A 14,750-nucleotide genomic window follows, 5' to 3' on the forward strand; every position below is an offset into this window, starting at 1 on the left:
TTCTATTTTCAAGAGAGCAATGAGACGCTTGGCGCTATTCGAACAGGCGACGCCTAACCCTTCCATCGAGAGGGACGTCCAAGGGCTATCGCCCTCGGCCGCCCCTCATGTCAAACGTTAGGCGGCATGAATACCTCGCTACCTGAAATCGTTGCCTTCGTTGTTGAAGCCGTTGGGTGCAGTCCGAGCGAAATCCAAGCCGATTCCGATCTGTTCCTTTGCGGCGTCGATGGCGACGACTTCTTTGAACTCATTGCCAAGTTTGAGCGCCAGTTCTCCATTAGCATGGCTGGCTACCGCTGGTACTTCCATCACGGTGAAGAAGGCTTCCTCACTCCTGGCCGGCTCTTGTTCCCGCCGCCATACAAACGGGTCGGGCGCATACCGATCACACCACGCCTTCTTCATCAAACGGTTGCACGAGGGCGCTGGCCAATCACCTACCCTGCCCATCAGCTTCCTCATCAGCGCCTCGATGTCCTCACGGATCAACTGCTGTTTGGCGCCATCGGCCTCTTTGGCCTGGCATTGCTTCTCCGTGAGTTCTGGCACTAACACCATGGCCTGCCTGCAAATCGCCCTGCCGCCTAACCCCTCCGTCAAGGGGACGTCCCGCAAGCGGGCCGCCCCTTACGTCGAACGTTAGGCGGCATTCGTTGAGCGTCGAGCAACATTCTTCGATTGATGCAATAGGCATCGACCGGGCATCAGGCAAGGTCCATCTCACGGTATCGGATCATTTGCCTTGGGACGGCGAGCACCTCGTAGTGCTACAGGCGAAACTAAACACCTACTTGGCGTTCCTCGAATCTGGAGAGGTTTACGTGAGTTACCCGAATGCCAAGGGACGCGACTTTGTCATCGACGTGCTGGTTCGCTATAGGCCCGACGCGGCAGCGCTGGAATTTCTCGTCAAGGCGCAGTGCGCAGTGGAAGGTGCTGGCTTTGCGTTTCGCTTCCGCCCACTGGACGGCTACGCTAAGGATGCCGCCTAACATGCCGTTCGAGTACCGATGCCCTTCGAGCCCGGCTCGACTTCAACCTTAAGGCTCAGGCATGGAAGAGCTCTTCGCGCTAATAGTTGCTCCGGCGGTTCTCGTTGGCGTGGTCGGTGCAGTGGCGCTCGCGGTGCTATTTCATTTACTTGCGCCTGCCGGTACGGACACGGTTTCAGCGGGCGCCTGGCTCGTCGGCATCGGCGCGGTCGGGGGCCTGCTGTGGGAGTGGCGCTTTCGCGCGGACAAGAAGAAATGAGCCACCGTTTTTTCTGGCTTAGCCTTAACAGGTCGGCCCAGTGGCGCTTGGATACTGGTTTCAGCCCGAGTGGCTGTCCGTATTGCGCGGTGAGTTCACTGAGGATTTCTACGCCTCGTTAAGAATGCTTTTTTTCCTGGTGCTCTGCGGCGGCAGTACATACCATCATTGATGGCAAGTTCTTCACGCCAGTTGGAATGTGAGTTTTGGGCTGGGATGCGCAGTCGGCGGTCTCTACGGGTGTCCAACTGTTTTACAGGATTGCCTCCGGCATGACCACCGCAAAGTTCAGTGAAATCCTGGATGGCTATGAGTTCTGCGCCCTCGCCGATCTGATGGACACGCAGGCGTTCGTCAGCCTGGAGCGCGGGACCGTGCATATCGTTTCCGGCGACTTGGAGTTGGACCAAGAGCTGCCGGAGGATATTGAAACCGGCCCCTACCTGGCACTGCCGGGAAAGCGCGAGCTGGACCTGGGCTGGGACCTGGCGATGGAGTTTTCGGAAAAGTACCTTCAAAACGATGCGGAAACCGTCCGGGGTTTCTTTCGCCGGCGCGGCGCGTACGCACGCTTCAAGGAGTTTCTGGAATGCAGAGGTCAGCTGGCCGCGTGGTTTGAATTTGAGCGGTCTCCCACCGAGTCTCGCCTTCGCCAGTGGTGTGCGGACCATGGCATTGATCTTGTGTAGTTCAGCCTGAGCCTGTCGAAGCATTGCGCGGCGCGTCGACAGGCTCAGCGTGAACGGTCTCAAAGGGATGAAGGAGGCCGAAGCATTGCCCGGCCCACTCCTTCAATCCCCCATCACCACCCCTTCACGCCGCGGGTCGGCCCCACCCATCCACAGTTTCTTGCCATGCGCGTTGCCCAGGGTGATGGCCTGCAGGCCGCTCGTCATGTTCATCTCGCGCACCTCGGCGCCGCGCGCGCGCAGGGCCTCCACCGTGGCGGGCGGGAAGCGTTTTTCCTCCAGCAGCGTGGGGCCGTTCATCGAGCCGAAGTTGGGCAGGTTGATGGCCTGCTGGGGCATGAGGCCCCAGTTGAAGACGCCGTACAGCGTCTTGGCCGTGTAGTGGATGATGGCTGCGCCGCCGGGGCTGCCACCGCTCATCAGCAGCTCGCCGGTCTTCTTGTCGAACACCAGCGTGGGCGCCATGGACGAGCGGGGGCGCTTGCCGGGTTGCACGCGGTTGGCAATCGGCTGGCCCTGGGCGTCGGTGGGGGCAAAGCTGAAGTCGGTGAGTTCGTTGTTCAGCAAGAAGCCCTTGACCATCTGGCGCGCGCCGAACTGGTCTTCGATGGTGGTGGTCATGGCCACGGCGTTGCCGTAGGCATCGACGATGCTGATGTGGCTGGTTCCGTATTCAGGCTGGTCGGGCATGGGCGCGTGGCTGGTGCGAACGGCGCCGGGCTTGCCGGGCTGGGCGACCTTCATGCTTTGCGTGCCGATGAGCTTGGCGCGCTCGGCCAGGTAGGCGGGGGCGATCAGGCTGGTCCAGCTGCCTGCAGGGGGCTGCACGAAGTCGGGGTCGGCCACGTAGAGGGCGCGGTCGGCAAAAGCCAGGCGGGCGGCTTCGGTGTACAGGTGCAGCCAGTCGGCGGTGGGCAGGCCATTTTCGAGGGGTATGGCGGCAGCATCGGTGTTCTTCAGGATGCCCAGGATCTGGCCGATGGCGATGGCGCCGGAGCTGGGCGGCGGGAAGCCGCACACGCGGAAGTCCTTGGCTTGCACTTGGTAGTCGTGGCACAGGGCTTCGCGCTTTTTGGGCTGGTAGCCGGCCAGGTCGGCCATGCTGAGCTTGCCGGGGTTGGTGGGGTGCTTTCGCACCTTGTCCACGATGGCCTGGGCGATCTCGCCTTCGTGCAGGGCCTTGCTGCCTTCGGCGGCGATGCGGCGCAGCACGGCGGCCAGCTCGGGGTTGCGCAGGTTGAAGCCCACGTCGCGGGCGTCGCCGTCGGGCTTGTAGAAGTAGGCGGCAGCGACGGGGTCCTTCTTGAGGTGCGCGTCGGCCTTCACCAGGGTGTTGAGCCGCGCGCTGACCTTGAAGCCGCCTTCGGCCAGCGTGATGGCGGGCTGGAACAAGGTGGCCCAGGGCAGCTTGCCGTGCTGCTTGTGGGCCATCTCCAGCATGCGCACGGTGCCGGGCACGCCAACCGAGCGGCCGCCCACCACGCCGTCATAAAACTGCACGGGTTTGCCGTCGGCGCCGAGGAAGAGTTTTTCGTCGGCCGCCGCCGGTGCGGTCTCGCGGCCGTCAAAGGCCTCGACGACTTTGCCATTGCTGTGCAGCAGGAAGGCGCCGCCGCCGATGCCGCTGGACTGGGGCTCCACCAGGGTCAGCACCATCTGCACCGCAATGGCGGCATCGACGGCCGAGCCCCCGGCCTTGAGGATCTGGTAGCCGGCGTCGGTGGCCAGCGGATTGGCTGCGGCCACGGCAAATTTTTCGGTGGCCCAGCCGGGTTTTTCGGTGTAGCCCGAAGAGCCCTCGGGCTGCGCGGGCACGGTGTACGCGAACTGCGCGGAGGGCCCGCTGGCGCAGCCGGCAACGGCCACCAGTGTGGCGAGCGCTGCGGTGGCCAACAGGGTGCGGCTCACGGAGCGGGTGGGCTGTGCGTTGACGGTGGGGTGGAGAGTGGCGGACTCGGTTGCGGGGGGGGCTGCAGGGGTTGTGGTGCGGTTGTGGGCCATGGGCGTCTCCTTGGTGCAAGAAGCGGCCATGGTACGGTGGCTTGGCAAGGGAGCCGGGCAGCGTTACAACAAGCTACATACACCAAGATTCTGAGTGTTTTTGGGCTCTAGCGCTTATCCATCAAGCGCTGAAAGCTATCAAATTGTGAGCTTTGGTGGTGCGGCTGCGCTGGGTGTGGACGGCGTGGCGGCTTCATGCCCACTGCGGGCCGGGCCGCTGGTCTTCCACCACAAACCTTGCCAGGGTGCTGGCGCTGCTGTTGGCGCGCAGCGGGTCTTCCACCACGCGCAATGTGGTGGTCCAACGCTGGGGTGTGACGTCGGCCAGGCCATAGCCGCGCTGGTCGCAGCGGGCCAGCAGCACGTGCGGGTTGTGGCGGGCGATGGCGTCCAGCTTGTCTTGCGTGGTGCCCGAGCGCGAGCTGATGGACGTGCCGCAGAACTCGCTGGCCAATACGGGCGTTTCGGCGCGGTCGGGCTGGGCGTGCACGCGGCACACATAGTTCTGGTGGATGTCGCCGCCCAGCAGCACGGTGTTGCGCGGCGGTCGCCGTGCCAGGGCCTGTAGCAGTCGTGCGCGGGCGGCGGGGTAGCCGTCCCAGCCATCGGTGGGGGTCAGGCCCGACGGGTAGTGGCGCGGCGAAAACAGCGTCTGCTGCGCCAGCACGCTCCAGCGGGTGGCGCCGGGCGGGGCGGCGTCGGCAGCCAGTTGGGCATGCAGCCACTGCTCCTGCGCCGGGCCGAGCAGCGTGCGGGCCGGGTCGGCCAGTTCGGCGCAGTCGGCCGCCCGCACGGCGCCTGCGCTGGTGGACTGGGGCGCGCGGCAGGCCTGCCAGCTGCGGTGCTGGCGGCTGTCCAGCAGGTGGATGTGGGCCAGGCGGCCCCAGCGCAGGCTGCGGTACAGCTGCATCGCGCCCCACCGGCTCTCGGCCGCGGGTGTGCCCAGCGTGGCAGCGCGCACGGGCATGTTCTCGTAAAACGCCTGCCAGGCGGCGCTGCGCTGGGCCATGAAGTGGGCCGGGTCACCGCGGCCCGCGCCAGCGGCATAGTCGTTCTGCACCTCGTGGTCGTCCCAGGTCACGGCCCAGGGGCAGGCGGCGTGGGCGGCCTGCAGCGCGGGGTCGCTCTTGTGCAGTGCATAGCGGTCGCGGTAGTCGGCCAGGGTGCTGGCATGGCGCAGCGTGTGGGTGCGTGCCAAATCGGCTGTTTGTTTGGGCGTGGCGTACTCGTAGATGTAGTCGCCCAGGAAAAGCACCAGGTCCGGCGCATCGGCCGCCAGGTGCCGCCACGCGGCGTAATGGCCGTGCTCCCAGCGCTGGCACGACGCAAAGCCCAGGCGCAGCGAGGCGGCCTGGTCACCCGCTGCAGGCGCGGTGCGGGTGCGGCCCACGGCACTGGCGGCAGCGCCCCACAGGAAGCGATAGTGGTACCAGCGGCCCGGCGCCAGGCCCTGCAGTTCCACATGCACGCTGTGGCCCAGCAGTGGCAGCGCTGTGGCCTCGCCCTTTTGCACGACCTGTGCAAACTGCGCATCGTGCGCCACCTCCCACCGCACCGTGTGCGCAAGCAGAGCGAGCGCCGGATCGGCCAGCACCAGCCGCGTCCACAACACCACCCCATCCGCCGTCGGGTCGCCACTGGCCACCCCCAGCGCAAAAGGGTCGGACGCCAGCGACGGCGGGTTGCTCCACGCCCAGCGGGGCAGGGTGGTGGCCGCAGCGGCGTAGGCGGCATGTTGCAGAAAAGAGCGCCGGTGCGCGGGATTCATCTCAAGTCCGGAATCGGGGCACTGCGCTTGCAACTGGCGCGGCCGAAGCCAGCGGCCACCGCGCAAGGGCCGCCCCGCCGCGCTGGTGGCGTCCCCCCTCTGGGGGGAAGGCGCCGCAGGCGACTCAGGGGGGAGTCCATCACGCCGCCATGACGCGGTTCTTGCCCGATCGCTTGGCCAGGTACATCGCCTTGTCGGCGCGCAGGATGGCGTCGGTACTGCTTTCCGCGTCCTGCAACTGGGCCACGCCCGCGCTGAAGGTGATGAGCACCTTCTCGCTGCCCTGCAGGAAGAAGCGGGTCGTCAACTCGCGCTGCAGCCGGGTCATTGCGGCGATGCCGCTTTCCACGGCCGTGTCGGGCAGCACCAGGACAAACTCCTCGCCCCCGTAGCGGGCCAGCAGGTCTTGCGGGCGCATCACCTCGCGCGTCACCTGGGCAAGATGCACCAGGGCCGCATCGCCGCCCGCGTGGCCCAGCCGGTCGTTGATGGTCTTGAAGTTGTCCACGTCCAGCAGCGCCAGGCACAGGGGCGATCCCAGGCGGCGCGACCGTGCGATCTCGCGTTCAACAGCTTCGTCCAGACCCTTGCGGTTAAGGCTGCCCGTCAACGGGTCGTGCCGCGCCTGCGCGCTGGCGCGGTCCAGTTCCTCCTGCAGCTTGGCCACTTCGGCGCGCTTGGCCTCGGTGCGCTGGCGCAGGTCTTCCAGTTCATCGTGGGTCACGCGGCTGTCCAAAGCCATGGCGCGCGTGGCGCTCATCACCTCCTGCAACAGGGGGGCGATTTCTTCCAGGGTGCTTGCCTTGCCGATAAGCTCGGCGCAGCGTTCCATGGTGCCCTGGTAGCTGGTGCTGGACGCGGTGATCAGGGCCAGCCGTTCGATGAACGTGGCCAGCATGTCCTTCATCTGCTCCTGCGCTTCCAGCGTGCGGGCGCGGGCCTCGGTCTGCTTGAAGATCACGTCCTTGAGCCGCCGCTGCACGTCGTCCAGGCGCCGCAAGGTCAGCGGCGGGGTGGATGCGCTCATCAGCGCCTCGGCCTGGCCCTGCAGCCACCGGTCATCGGCGCTGAGCACGGCAATGTTCTCGAACACCATGTGCAGCAGCTCCAGCAGCGTGGCGCGGATGGCAGCCTGGTCTTCGGTGGCGAACGAGACGCGGTAGGCAAAGTTGCCCAGCATCTGCTGCGCCGTGACCACGGGCGGTGTGGGCTCGCGCAGGAAGGTGATGAGCTGTTTCGCCATGTCCAGCACGCGCGCGTCGTCTTCGCCCAGGGCGGGCAAGGTGTGGTCGATCAGGCGGGCCAGGGTTTCTGAAAATTCGGGCGGCAGCGCCCCCAGCGCGTGGGGCGAGTCCGCAGTTTCAATCGGCTTGGATGCGGTGGCGGGGTTGAGCCCCAGGTTGGCATAGCCCACCATCACGCTTTGCAGCGACGTCCAGTCCTTGGTGATGATGGCCCGCTCGAACTGGCCCAGAAGGCGCTTTTGTGCCGGGGTTTGTGCGGGCAGCACGCGCTGAATGCCGCTGAGCGGGCCTTCCGGAAACGGCTGGGGGCTGCGGGTGCCCGAGATTTCGTCGTAGAGGGCGAGGTAGTTGTCAGGGGTGGGTGGGAGCCGTCGCGCCGCCAGTTGCTTGAGCGTTTCGCGGGCGATCTCGGAAGGTGGTCGGTCGGCCATGTACGGGCACCAGTGTCAGGGGGGCTGGGATGCGCGAGTGTGACACAGCGGGCCGGGGTTTGTGCGGGCAGCGCCTGGGGCTGCCCGCCGGGCGCAAAGCCGCTCAGGGATTGACCATGACGAGTTTTCCCATCACCCCGCGCGAGCCCATGTGGGCGTATGCGGCGGGCAACTCGGCCATGGGCATGGTGCGGTCGATCACGGGCTTGATCTTGCCCTTTGCGTACCACTGGGCCAGCTCGCCCATCATGGCGGCGTTGGCCTTGGGCTCGCGCTTGGCAAAGTCGCCCCAGAACACGCCCACGATGGACGCGCCCTTGAGCAGCGCCAGGTTGAAGGGCAGGGCAGGGATGGGACCGGATGCGAACCCCACCACCAGGTAGCGGCCGCGCCAGGCGATGGAGCGGAACGCGGGCTCGGCAAAGTCGCCGCCGACGGGGTCGTATATGACGTCCGGGCCTTTGCCATCGGTCAACGCCTTGATGGACTCGCGCAGGTTGTCCTTGCTGTAGTTGATGGTGGCGTCGGCTCCGATGGAGGTGCACAGCGCGCATTTCTCGTCGGTGGAGGCGGCGGCAATAACGCGTGCGCCCATGGCCTTGGCGATCTGGATGGCCGAGGTGCCCACGCCGCCTGCAGCGCCCAGCACCAGCACCGTCTCGCCCGCTTTCAGCTGCGCGCGGTCCACCAAGGCGTGGTACGAGGTGGCATAAATCATGATGAACGCTGCCGCATCCACGTGCGAAAACCCGTCCGGCAGCGGCATGCACAGGGCGGCGGGGGCAATGGTGTGGGTACCGAATCCGCCCGTGCCCGAGAGGCAGGCCACGTTCTGGCCGACCTTGAGGTGCGTGACGCCTTCGCCCACCGCAGCCACCACGCCCGCGTATTCCGAGCCCGGCACGAAGGGCAGCGGCGGCTTCATCTGGTATTTGTTCTGCACGATGAGCAGGTCGGGGAAGTTCAAGCTCGCGGCCTTGATCTCGATCAGCACCTCGCCGGCTTTGGGCGCGGGGGTGGGGAGTTCGGTCCAGGCGAGCGCCTCAACGCCGGTGGGGTTGGTGCAGAGCCAAGCGTGCATGGGAAAGGTCTCCTGGGGTCTTGTCAGTGATGTCGGTGATGGCCCCATGATAGGTGTGGCCCCAGGGCGGCGTTGTCCCACGAGCGACGGGCGGGGCGTTGCCCCTGGGTGCTTCTGCGTCGAGCCGGGTAGGCCGGTGCACCGTGCAGGCCCCACCCTACAATCCGTTGCAATCTCTACCGCGACCATGAAGATTCTCATTTCCAACGACGATGGCTACCAGGCGCCTGGCATCGTGGCGCTGCACGATGCACTCCAGTCCCTCGACGGGGTGGAGGTGGAGGTGGTGGCCCCCGAGCACAACAACAGTGCCAAGTCCAACGCGCTGACCCTGCATTCGCCGCTTTATGTACACAAAGCCCACAACGGCTTTCGCTACGTGAACGGCACGCCCGCCGACTGTGTGCACATCGCCCTGACGGGGTTGCTGGGCTACCGACCCGACCTCGTGGTGTCGGGCATCAACAATGGCGCCAACATGGGGGACGACACCATCTACTCAGGCACCGTGGGCGCGGCCATGGAGGGGTATCTGTTCGGCATTCCGGCCATTGCGTTTTCGCAGGTGGACAAAGGCTGGGGTGAGATCGAGGCCGCCGCCGCCAAGGCCCGTGAGATGGTGGCCCAGATGCGGTCGCAGAACCTGGTGGGCGACTCGCCATGGCTTTTGAATGTGAACATTCCCAACATGCCGCTGGAGGCCCTTCGTCCCATCAAGTTGTGCCGATTGGGCCGCCGCCACGCGGCCGAGCGCGTGATCGTGCAGGAGAGCCCGCGCGGCGAAGCCATGTACTGGATCGGTGGCGCGGGCGCGGCCAAGGATGATGCCGAGGGCACCGACTTCCATGCCACCGCGCAAGGCCACGTTTCCATCACGCCGCTGAAGGTGGACCTGACCGATCACGACAACCTGGGGTATTGGGCGCAAACCGCCTCGCAACTGGTCGCGGGGGCGTCTGCCGCCGCCGGCGCGTGATGCAGCGCCGCCCTGGGTTTCCGGCCCGGCTGCCGGGTGCAGGCCCGGCCCAGGCCCCCGCCCGGCCTGCGGCACCTGTGCCGCCGGTGCGGCGCACTGGAGTGGTTGCTGCGCCTGTGGGAGTAGGGCTGGACTCAGCCGCCGTGCGCGCGCGCATGGTGCAGAAGCTGGCGGCCGGCGGAATTACGTCGGTGCCGGTATTGCGGGCCATGGGCGCGGTGGAGCGCCACCGGTTTGTGGACAGCGCACTGGTCAACCAGGCGTACGAGGACACCAGCCTGCCCATTGGCCTGGGCCAGACCATTTCCAAACCGAGCGTGGTGGCGCGCATGTGCGAACTGCTGCTGGGCGCGGAGGGCGCGCGTGCCGGCGGGCTGGGGAGGGTGCTGGAGATTGGCACGGGCTGCGGCTACCAGGCGGCGGTGCTGAGCCAGCTGGCCCGCGAGGTGTATTCGCTGGAGCGCCTGCGCGGCCTTCATGACAAGGCGCGCGACAACCTGCGGCCTTTCAGGCTTGCCAACCTGCACCTGCTGTTTGGTGATGGCATGCTGGGCTATGCCAAGGGTGCGCCGTACGCGGCAATCATCGCCGCTGCGGGCGGCGATGCGGTACCCCAGGCCTGGTGCGACCAGTTGGCAGTGGGCGGGCGCCTGGTCGCTCCCATGGCGCTGGCCGGCGGACAGCAAATGTTGCTTGTGATCGACAAAACCCCACACGGATTGAAACAAAGCGTGCTCGAGCCCGTTCATTTTGTCCCTCTAAAATCGGGGATTGCCTGAAGGGAAATGCTTATGTTCGTATCGCGTGGTCTTGTGGTTGGGTTTACCGTGGCGTTGGCGGGGCTGGTGCTCACCGGCTGTGGTACCCGGCTGAACAAGGCTCCAGTGGAAGACCGAGGCACTTCATCCTCTTCCACACCGGGCACCCAGCCGGGCGTTGTGGTGGCCGCACCCATCAAGCCCCTGCCGGGCGCAGAAAACGCAGGCAAGCCAGGCTATTACACGGTCAAGCCTGGCGACACGCTCATCCGCATCGGCCTGGACTCGGGCCAGAGCTGGAAAGACATAGCGCGCTGGAACAACCTGGAAAACGCCAACCTCATTGAAGTGGGCCAGGTTCTGCGCGTCGCTCCGCCTGCCGCGCCCGCACAGGCCAGTGCGCCCACCGAGACCGGCGTAGTCACGCGCCCGGTGACATCCTCCACCGTGACACCCACCACGCCGGGCAGCGCGCCAGCAGCGCCCGCCAGTGCCCCCAAGCCGGCGGCATCCACGCCTTCCGGGCCTGTCGTAGCAGTGGCGCCCACGACGCCTGCGGCCACATCGGCACCGACTCCAGCAGAGGACGATATCGGCTTTATTTGGCCTGCGGCAGGCTCGCTGATCGCCGGGTTTGACGAGGCGCGCAACAAGGGCTTTGACATCGCTGGCAAGGCGGGCGACCCTGTGTTGGCAGCGGCCGACGGGCGTGTTGTATATGCCGGTGCGGGCCTGAGGGGCTATGGAAACCTGGTGATCCTCAAGCACAACAACACCTTTCTGACTGCCTATGCCCACAACCAGACGCTGTTGGTGAAGGAAGACCAGGCCGTGCGCAAGGGGCAGAAGATTGCGGAGATGGGCAGCACGGACGCGGACCGCGTCAAGCTGCATTTCGAGATCCGGCGCCAAGGCAAGCCTGTCGATCCAGCGCGCTACCTGCCGTCTCGTTGATGCCGGTGGCGAACGGCCCGCCTGGAGGCCCGGTCGAGGCGCCGGAATGGGGTGAGCCCGACGACGGGGTGGCGGGCGACGAACCTGAGGCCCTGTCGGGCCCGCCCAGCGAACTGCGACGTATGCAGGTGGCCGCAGAGCAGCATGGAGCCCGGCTGGACAAGGCCCTGGTGGACTTGGTGCCCGAGTTTTCGCGCAGCTATTTGCAGCAGCTGCTGGCGCAGGGCCTCGTCTGCCTGAATGGCGCCCAGGCGCTCAAAGCATCTGCACGCGTCAAGGCGGGCGACCAGCTTGCGCTGGAAATGCGTCCCACACAGCAAAGCCAGGCCTTCCGGCCCGAGGCCATGGACATCGACGTGGTGTACGAAGATCCACATCTGCTGGTCGTCAGCAAACCGGCCGGACTAGTGGTGCACCCTGCGCCGGGCAACTGGAGTGGCACGCTGCTCAACGGCCTGCTGGCGCGGGATGAAAAGGCGCTGCTCGTGCCACGTGCTGGCATCGTGCACCGTCTGGACAAGGACACCAGTGGCTTGATGGTGGTGGCGCGCGACCGCGCCACCATGGACGCGCTGGTGGCGCTGATCGCCGAGCGCAAGGTGCAACGCCAATACCAAGCGCTGGCGCACGGCGCCTGGACCGGCCCAGCGCACCGCAGCGTGAATGCGCCAATAGGCCGAGACCCGCGGAATCGGCTTCGCATGGCGGTGGTCGATCTAGCCGTCCATGCGGGCAAGGCCGCACGCACAGATATCGATCTGCTGGGCAGTGTGGACGAAGGGTGTTGGGTCCGTTGCACCCTGCACACCGGACGCACCCATCAGATCAGAGTGCATATGGCATCTTTGCGGCACCCGTTGCTGGCGGACGAACTGTATGGCGGGGTACCTACGGGGGCTTTGAAGCGCCAGGCCCTGCATGCCTACAGGCTTGCGTTTACGCACCCCGTCACCGGTGCGCCCCTGGAGTTCCAGTCGCCCCTGCCGGAGGACATGCGCCAGGGGCTGGCCTTGTGGGGCCTGGGCTACAATGCGCCCTGACGGCCCAAACGGCCTGTGCCCGTAGGCGGACTCCCGCCGGGCCCCGCTCTGCACCTGCCTCCCCGCTTGATGAGGGAGGTGCCCTAGATTGCCCCCTGATGTTGATGTGCCGCCCGCCCACGCGCGACACCTGTCCAGGAATCGCTGAACAATGAATACGGTGGATGCCAAACGGGTCCTCGAAACTGCGCTGATCTGCGCGCAACAGCCTGTGCCCGTGCGCGAGCTGCGCGTGCTGTTCAACGAAGCCCTGGGCTCCGACACGCTCAAGACGCTGCTGCAGGAACTGCAGCTGGAGTGGGCGAACCGGGGCGTGGAACTGGTGCAGGTTGCCACGGGCTGGCGGTTTCAAAGTCGCCCTGAGATGCGCGAGTTTCTGGACCGTCTGCATCCCGAGAAGCCGCCCCGGTATTCACGTGCGACGATGGAGACGCTGGCCATCATCGCGTACCGACAACCGGTGACACGTGGCGACATCGAGGACATCCGCGGTGTCACGGTCAACAGCCTGATCATCAAGCAGTTGGAGGATCGTGGTTGGGTGGAGGTCATCGGACACCGGGAGACGGTGGGGCGGCCGTCCTTGTTTGCCACCACGCGGCAGTTCCTGGACGACATGGGATTGCAATCGCTGGACCAGCTGCCGGTGCTGGACGATCCCACGGGCAACGCGAATGTGCTGGAAGCCATGGCCGCCGCCGCACAGGGTGCGATCGACCGAGACCCGGAACTGCCCGGCGTGGGCGAGTCTGCAGAGGACGAGGCAAAGCCGGCGGTTGACCCAGTGTTGGAAGCCGTGGCGGAGGCGGCGCCTGCTGAGGCGCCTGAGCCGACGGCAGCCGCTGATTTTTTTGAGAACGCGGGGGAAGTAGCTCCCAGCGACAACCATCGTGACGCCGCAGACGGTGTCCAGGGAAACAGTTGATGAACGATTCGACCTCCGAAACTCCAGACGCAGCGCTCCCTGCAGAGGCAGCGCCCGTGGCACCGGAAACCCGAAAGCCTGCCGCGAAACGCGCGCCGCGCAAGAAATTGCCGGTGGTTGCAGACGTGCCTGCTGCAAGCGAGGTGATGAATGGAGCGGCGAGTGGCGAGTTGACTGCTGCCATGCCCGGCGCACCCGCTGGTGATGCGCCGCAGGTGGACTTGGCTCCGGTGGCTGAGCAAGCGCCGGCCGAGCGTGACATTCGTCGTGACAAGCGGGGACCCGGCGAAGGTCGTGAACGCTCTGCGCAGCACGGCGCGCCCGGCCGGGGCGGCAAGCAGCGCAAGGCCACTCCGGCAGGCGCCGAGGGTTACCAGTTTGAAGACGTGGTGTCCGGTCGGTTCGATGAGGACGAGGCCGCCCCCGAACTTGTGCCGGGCAAGCGGGTGCTGGCGCCTCAGGTCGAAACGCCCAAGCTGCACAAGGTGCTGGCGCAGGCCGGCCTCGGCTCCCGCCTGGAGATGGAGCAGCTCATTCTGGAGGGGCGCATTTCCGTCAACAACGAGCCCGCCCACATTGGCCAGCGCATCCAATACGGTGATCAGGTCAAGGTCAATGGCAAGCCCATTCGCTACCGCATCGACCCCCCGCCGGCCCGCGTCATCGCTTACCACAAGCCTGTGGGCGAGGTGGTCACCCATGACGACCCGCAGAACCGGCCCACCGTTTTCCGCAAATTGCCGCGCTTGGTGCAGGGCAAGTGGCAGTCGGTGGGGAGGCTGGACCTCAATACGGAAGGCCTGTTGCTCTTTACCAGCTCGGGCGAGCTGGCCAACAAGCTCATGCACCCCAGGTTTGGGCTGGAGCGCGAATACGCCGTGCGCGTGCTGGGCGCTCTCAGCAACGAAGAAAAGCAGAAGCTGCTGGATGGCGTGCGGCTGGACGACGGCATGGCCTCCTTCGGTTCCATCGAGGACGGTGGCGGCGAAGGCTCCAACTGCTGGTACCGCGTGACGATTTCAGAGGGTCGCAACCGCGAGGTGCGCCGCATGATGGAATCGGTGGGGCACGCCGTCAGCCGGCTGATCCGCATCCGTTACGGCGCCATGGTGCTGCCGCGCGGTCTCAAGCGCGGCGCCTGGCTGGAACTGGATGACAGCGATATTCGCGCCCTCATGCAGGCAGCAGGTGCCGGGCAGGGAGCCAGCCGCGGGGAGTCCGCAGACGGTCGACAGGACGGCCGCGCAGCGTCGGGGCCGGGAGGCCGCGGCGGCAACAATGGCAACAACAACCGGAACCGGGGGCGCAATGGCCCGCGCAGCGGCAATGCGCCGCGCCGGGATGGACCGGACGGGCTTGCCGGTGCAGGGCAACGCGGCCAGAAGGGGCGTCGCGACGGGCAGGCCCCTTCCGGCCCTCGGGGGGGCGCCCAGCCCGATCCGATGAAAACTTCGGTCGGCTATATCGGCATGGACAGCCTCTCGCGCCACCGCCAAGACAAGCGCCGCCCCGGTGGCGGCGGAGGCCCTCGGCGCGGTGGGCGCTAAGCCTGCCATACGGCATCCACGGTTAGAATCGAGGGCTTTGTCCGATGGACAAACGAGTTTCAGCAACATCCAATCAGGAAAA

At 66.2% G+C, this 14,750-nt stretch carries 14 protein-coding genes; 10 read left to right on the forward strand and 4 right to left on the reverse strand.

Annotation, left to right across the window (positions count from 1 at the left end):
- Window positions 1-126 precede the first annotated feature (126 nt).
- The 4 genes from ACK4HJ_RS22175 (at window position 127) to ACK4HJ_RS22190 (ending at window position 1,943) form a co-directional block, all read left to right on the forward strand.
- The gene (locus ACK4HJ_RS22175) at window positions 127-555 is read left to right on the forward strand and encodes a phosphopantetheine-binding protein (protein WP_409835606.1); all 429 of its coding nucleotides are present in this window, start codon (window positions 127-129) and stop codon (window positions 553-555) included.
- Between the two features lie 101 nt (window positions 556-656).
- The gene (locus ACK4HJ_RS22180; RefSeq protein WP_409835608.1) at window positions 657-995 is read left to right on the forward strand and encodes a DUF6572 domain-containing protein; all 339 of its coding nucleotides are present in this window, start codon (window positions 657-659) and stop codon (window positions 993-995) included.
- 61 nt (window positions 996-1,056) lie between these two features.
- Window positions 1,057-1,254 (forward strand): hypothetical protein, encoded by a 198-nt coding sequence (locus ACK4HJ_RS22185; RefSeq protein WP_008905965.1) that lies wholly within the window; start codon window positions 1,057-1,059, stop codon window positions 1,252-1,254.
- A 272-nt stretch (window positions 1,255-1,526) separates the two neighbouring features.
- Window positions 1,527-1,943, forward strand: coding sequence for a hypothetical protein (locus tag ACK4HJ_RS22190; protein WP_409835610.1), 417 nt, complete (start codon window positions 1,527-1,529; stop codon window positions 1,941-1,943).
- 102 nt (window positions 1,944-2,045) lie between these two features.
- Here ACK4HJ_RS22190 and ACK4HJ_RS22195 read toward each other — a convergent pair whose 3' ends face one another.
- The 4 genes from ACK4HJ_RS22195 to ACK4HJ_RS22210 form a co-directional block, all read right to left on the reverse strand.
- Window positions 2,046-3,944 carry a gamma-glutamyltransferase family protein gene (locus tag ACK4HJ_RS22195; RefSeq protein WP_409835612.1) on the reverse strand — a complete coding sequence of 633 codons (1,899 nt, stop codon included), beginning with the start codon at window positions 3,942-3,944 and terminating at the stop codon, window positions 2,046-2,048.
- Window positions 3,945-4,137: 193 nt separating this feature from the next.
- Window positions 4,138-5,712 carry an alkaline phosphatase D family protein gene (locus ACK4HJ_RS22200; protein WP_409835614.1) on the reverse strand — a complete coding sequence of 525 codons (1,575 nt, stop codon included), beginning with the start codon at window positions 5,710-5,712 and terminating at the stop codon, window positions 4,138-4,140.
- 139 nt (window positions 5,713-5,851) lie between these two features.
- Window positions 5,852-7,387 carry a GGDEF domain-containing protein gene (locus tag ACK4HJ_RS22205; protein WP_409835616.1) on the reverse strand — a complete coding sequence of 512 codons (1,536 nt, stop codon included), beginning with the start codon at window positions 7,385-7,387 and terminating at the stop codon, window positions 5,852-5,854.
- Window positions 7,388-7,490: 103 nt separating this feature from the next.
- The gene (locus ACK4HJ_RS22210) at window positions 7,491-8,468 is read right to left on the reverse strand and encodes an NADPH:quinone oxidoreductase family protein (protein ID WP_409835618.1); all 978 of its coding nucleotides are present in this window, start codon (window positions 8,466-8,468) and stop codon (window positions 7,491-7,493) included.
- A 187-nt stretch (window positions 8,469-8,655) separates the two neighbouring features.
- Here ACK4HJ_RS22210 and surE point away from each other — a divergent pair, with 187 nt between their 5' ends.
- From surE to ACK4HJ_RS22240, 6 genes are all read left to right on the forward strand, one after another.
- A complete protein-coding gene (surE, locus tag ACK4HJ_RS22215) occupies window positions 8,656-9,444 on the forward strand; it encodes a 5'/3'-nucleotidase SurE (protein WP_409835620.1) in 789 nt (262 codons plus the stop codon).
- Window positions 9,444-10,223 (forward strand): protein-L-isoaspartate(D-aspartate) O-methyltransferase, encoded by a 780-nt coding sequence (locus ACK4HJ_RS22220; RefSeq protein ID WP_409835621.1) that lies wholly within the window; start codon window positions 9,444-9,446, stop codon window positions 10,221-10,223. Before surE ends, ACK4HJ_RS22220 begins: the two co-directional genes overlap by 1 nt.
- 12 nt (window positions 10,224-10,235) lie before the next feature.
- Complete coding sequence (locus tag ACK4HJ_RS22225; protein WP_409835623.1) at window positions 10,236-11,156, forward strand: peptidoglycan DD-metalloendopeptidase family protein; 921 nt, start codon at window positions 10,236-10,238, stop codon at window positions 11,154-11,156.
- Window positions 11,156-12,196 (forward strand): RluA family pseudouridine synthase, encoded by a 1,041-nt coding sequence (locus ACK4HJ_RS22230; protein WP_409835624.1) that lies wholly within the window; start codon window positions 11,156-11,158, stop codon window positions 12,194-12,196. Before ACK4HJ_RS22225 ends, ACK4HJ_RS22230 begins: the two co-directional genes overlap by 1 nt.
- Window positions 12,197-12,347: 151 nt before the next feature.
- The gene (gene scpB, locus ACK4HJ_RS22235) at window positions 12,348-13,121 is read left to right on the forward strand and encodes an SMC-Scp complex subunit ScpB (RefSeq protein ID WP_409835625.1); all 774 of its coding nucleotides are present in this window, start codon (window positions 12,348-12,350) and stop codon (window positions 13,119-13,121) included.
- A complete protein-coding gene (locus ACK4HJ_RS22240) occupies window positions 13,121-14,668 on the forward strand; it encodes a pseudouridine synthase (RefSeq protein WP_409835627.1) in 1,548 nt (515 codons plus the stop codon). The genes scpB and ACK4HJ_RS22240 overlap by 1 nt, the downstream gene beginning before the upstream one ends.
- Window positions 14,669-14,750: the final 82 nt, after the last annotated feature.

The organism is Acidovorax sp. (genome assembly GCF_046294525.1).
Classification (GTDB): domain Bacteria; phylum Pseudomonadota; class Gammaproteobacteria; order Burkholderiales; family Burkholderiaceae_C; genus Acidovorax.

Bases quoted from the DNA above. Each gene is read 5' to 3' on its own strand.
- ACK4HJ_RS22175 (WP_409835606.1), top strand. From the start codon at position 127: ATGAATACCTCGCTACCTGAAATCGTTGCCTTCGTTGTTGAAGCCGTT.
- ACK4HJ_RS22185 (WP_008905965.1), top strand. From the start codon at position 1,057: ATGGAAGAGCTCTTCGCGCTAATAGTTGCTCCGGCGGTTCTCGTTGGC.
- ACK4HJ_RS22190 (WP_409835610.1), top strand. From the start codon at position 1,527: ATGACCACCGCAAAGTTCAGTGAAATCCTGGATGGCTATGAGTTCTGC.
- ACK4HJ_RS22195 (WP_409835612.1), bottom strand. From the start codon at position 3,944: ATGGCCCACAACCGCACCACAACCCCTGCAGCCCCCCCCGCAACCGAG.
- ACK4HJ_RS22200 (WP_409835614.1), bottom strand. From the start codon at position 5,712: ATGAATCCCGCGCACCGGCGCTCTTTTCTGCAACATGCCGCCTACGCC.
- ACK4HJ_RS22205 (WP_409835616.1), bottom strand. From the start codon at position 7,387: ATGGCCGACCGACCACCTTCCGAGATCGCCCGCGAAACGCTCAAGCAA.
- ACK4HJ_RS22210 (WP_409835618.1), bottom strand. From the start codon at position 8,468: ATGCACGCTTGGCTCTGCACCAACCCCACCGGCGTTGAGGCGCTCGCC.
- surE (WP_409835620.1), top strand. From the start codon at position 8,656: ATGAAGATTCTCATTTCCAACGACGATGGCTACCAGGCGCCTGGCATC.
- ACK4HJ_RS22220 (WP_409835621.1), top strand. From the start codon at position 9,444: ATGCAGCGCCGCCCTGGGTTTCCGGCCCGGCTGCCGGGTGCAGGCCCG.
- ACK4HJ_RS22225 (WP_409835623.1), top strand. From the start codon at position 10,236: ATGTTCGTATCGCGTGGTCTTGTGGTTGGGTTTACCGTGGCGTTGGCG.
- ACK4HJ_RS22230 (WP_409835624.1), top strand. From the start codon at position 11,156: ATGCCGGTGGCGAACGGCCCGCCTGGAGGCCCGGTCGAGGCGCCGGAA.
- scpB (WP_409835625.1), top strand. From the start codon at position 12,348: ATGAATACGGTGGATGCCAAACGGGTCCTCGAAACTGCGCTGATCTGC.
- ACK4HJ_RS22240 (WP_409835627.1), top strand. From the start codon at position 13,121: ATGAACGATTCGACCTCCGAAACTCCAGACGCAGCGCTCCCTGCAGAG.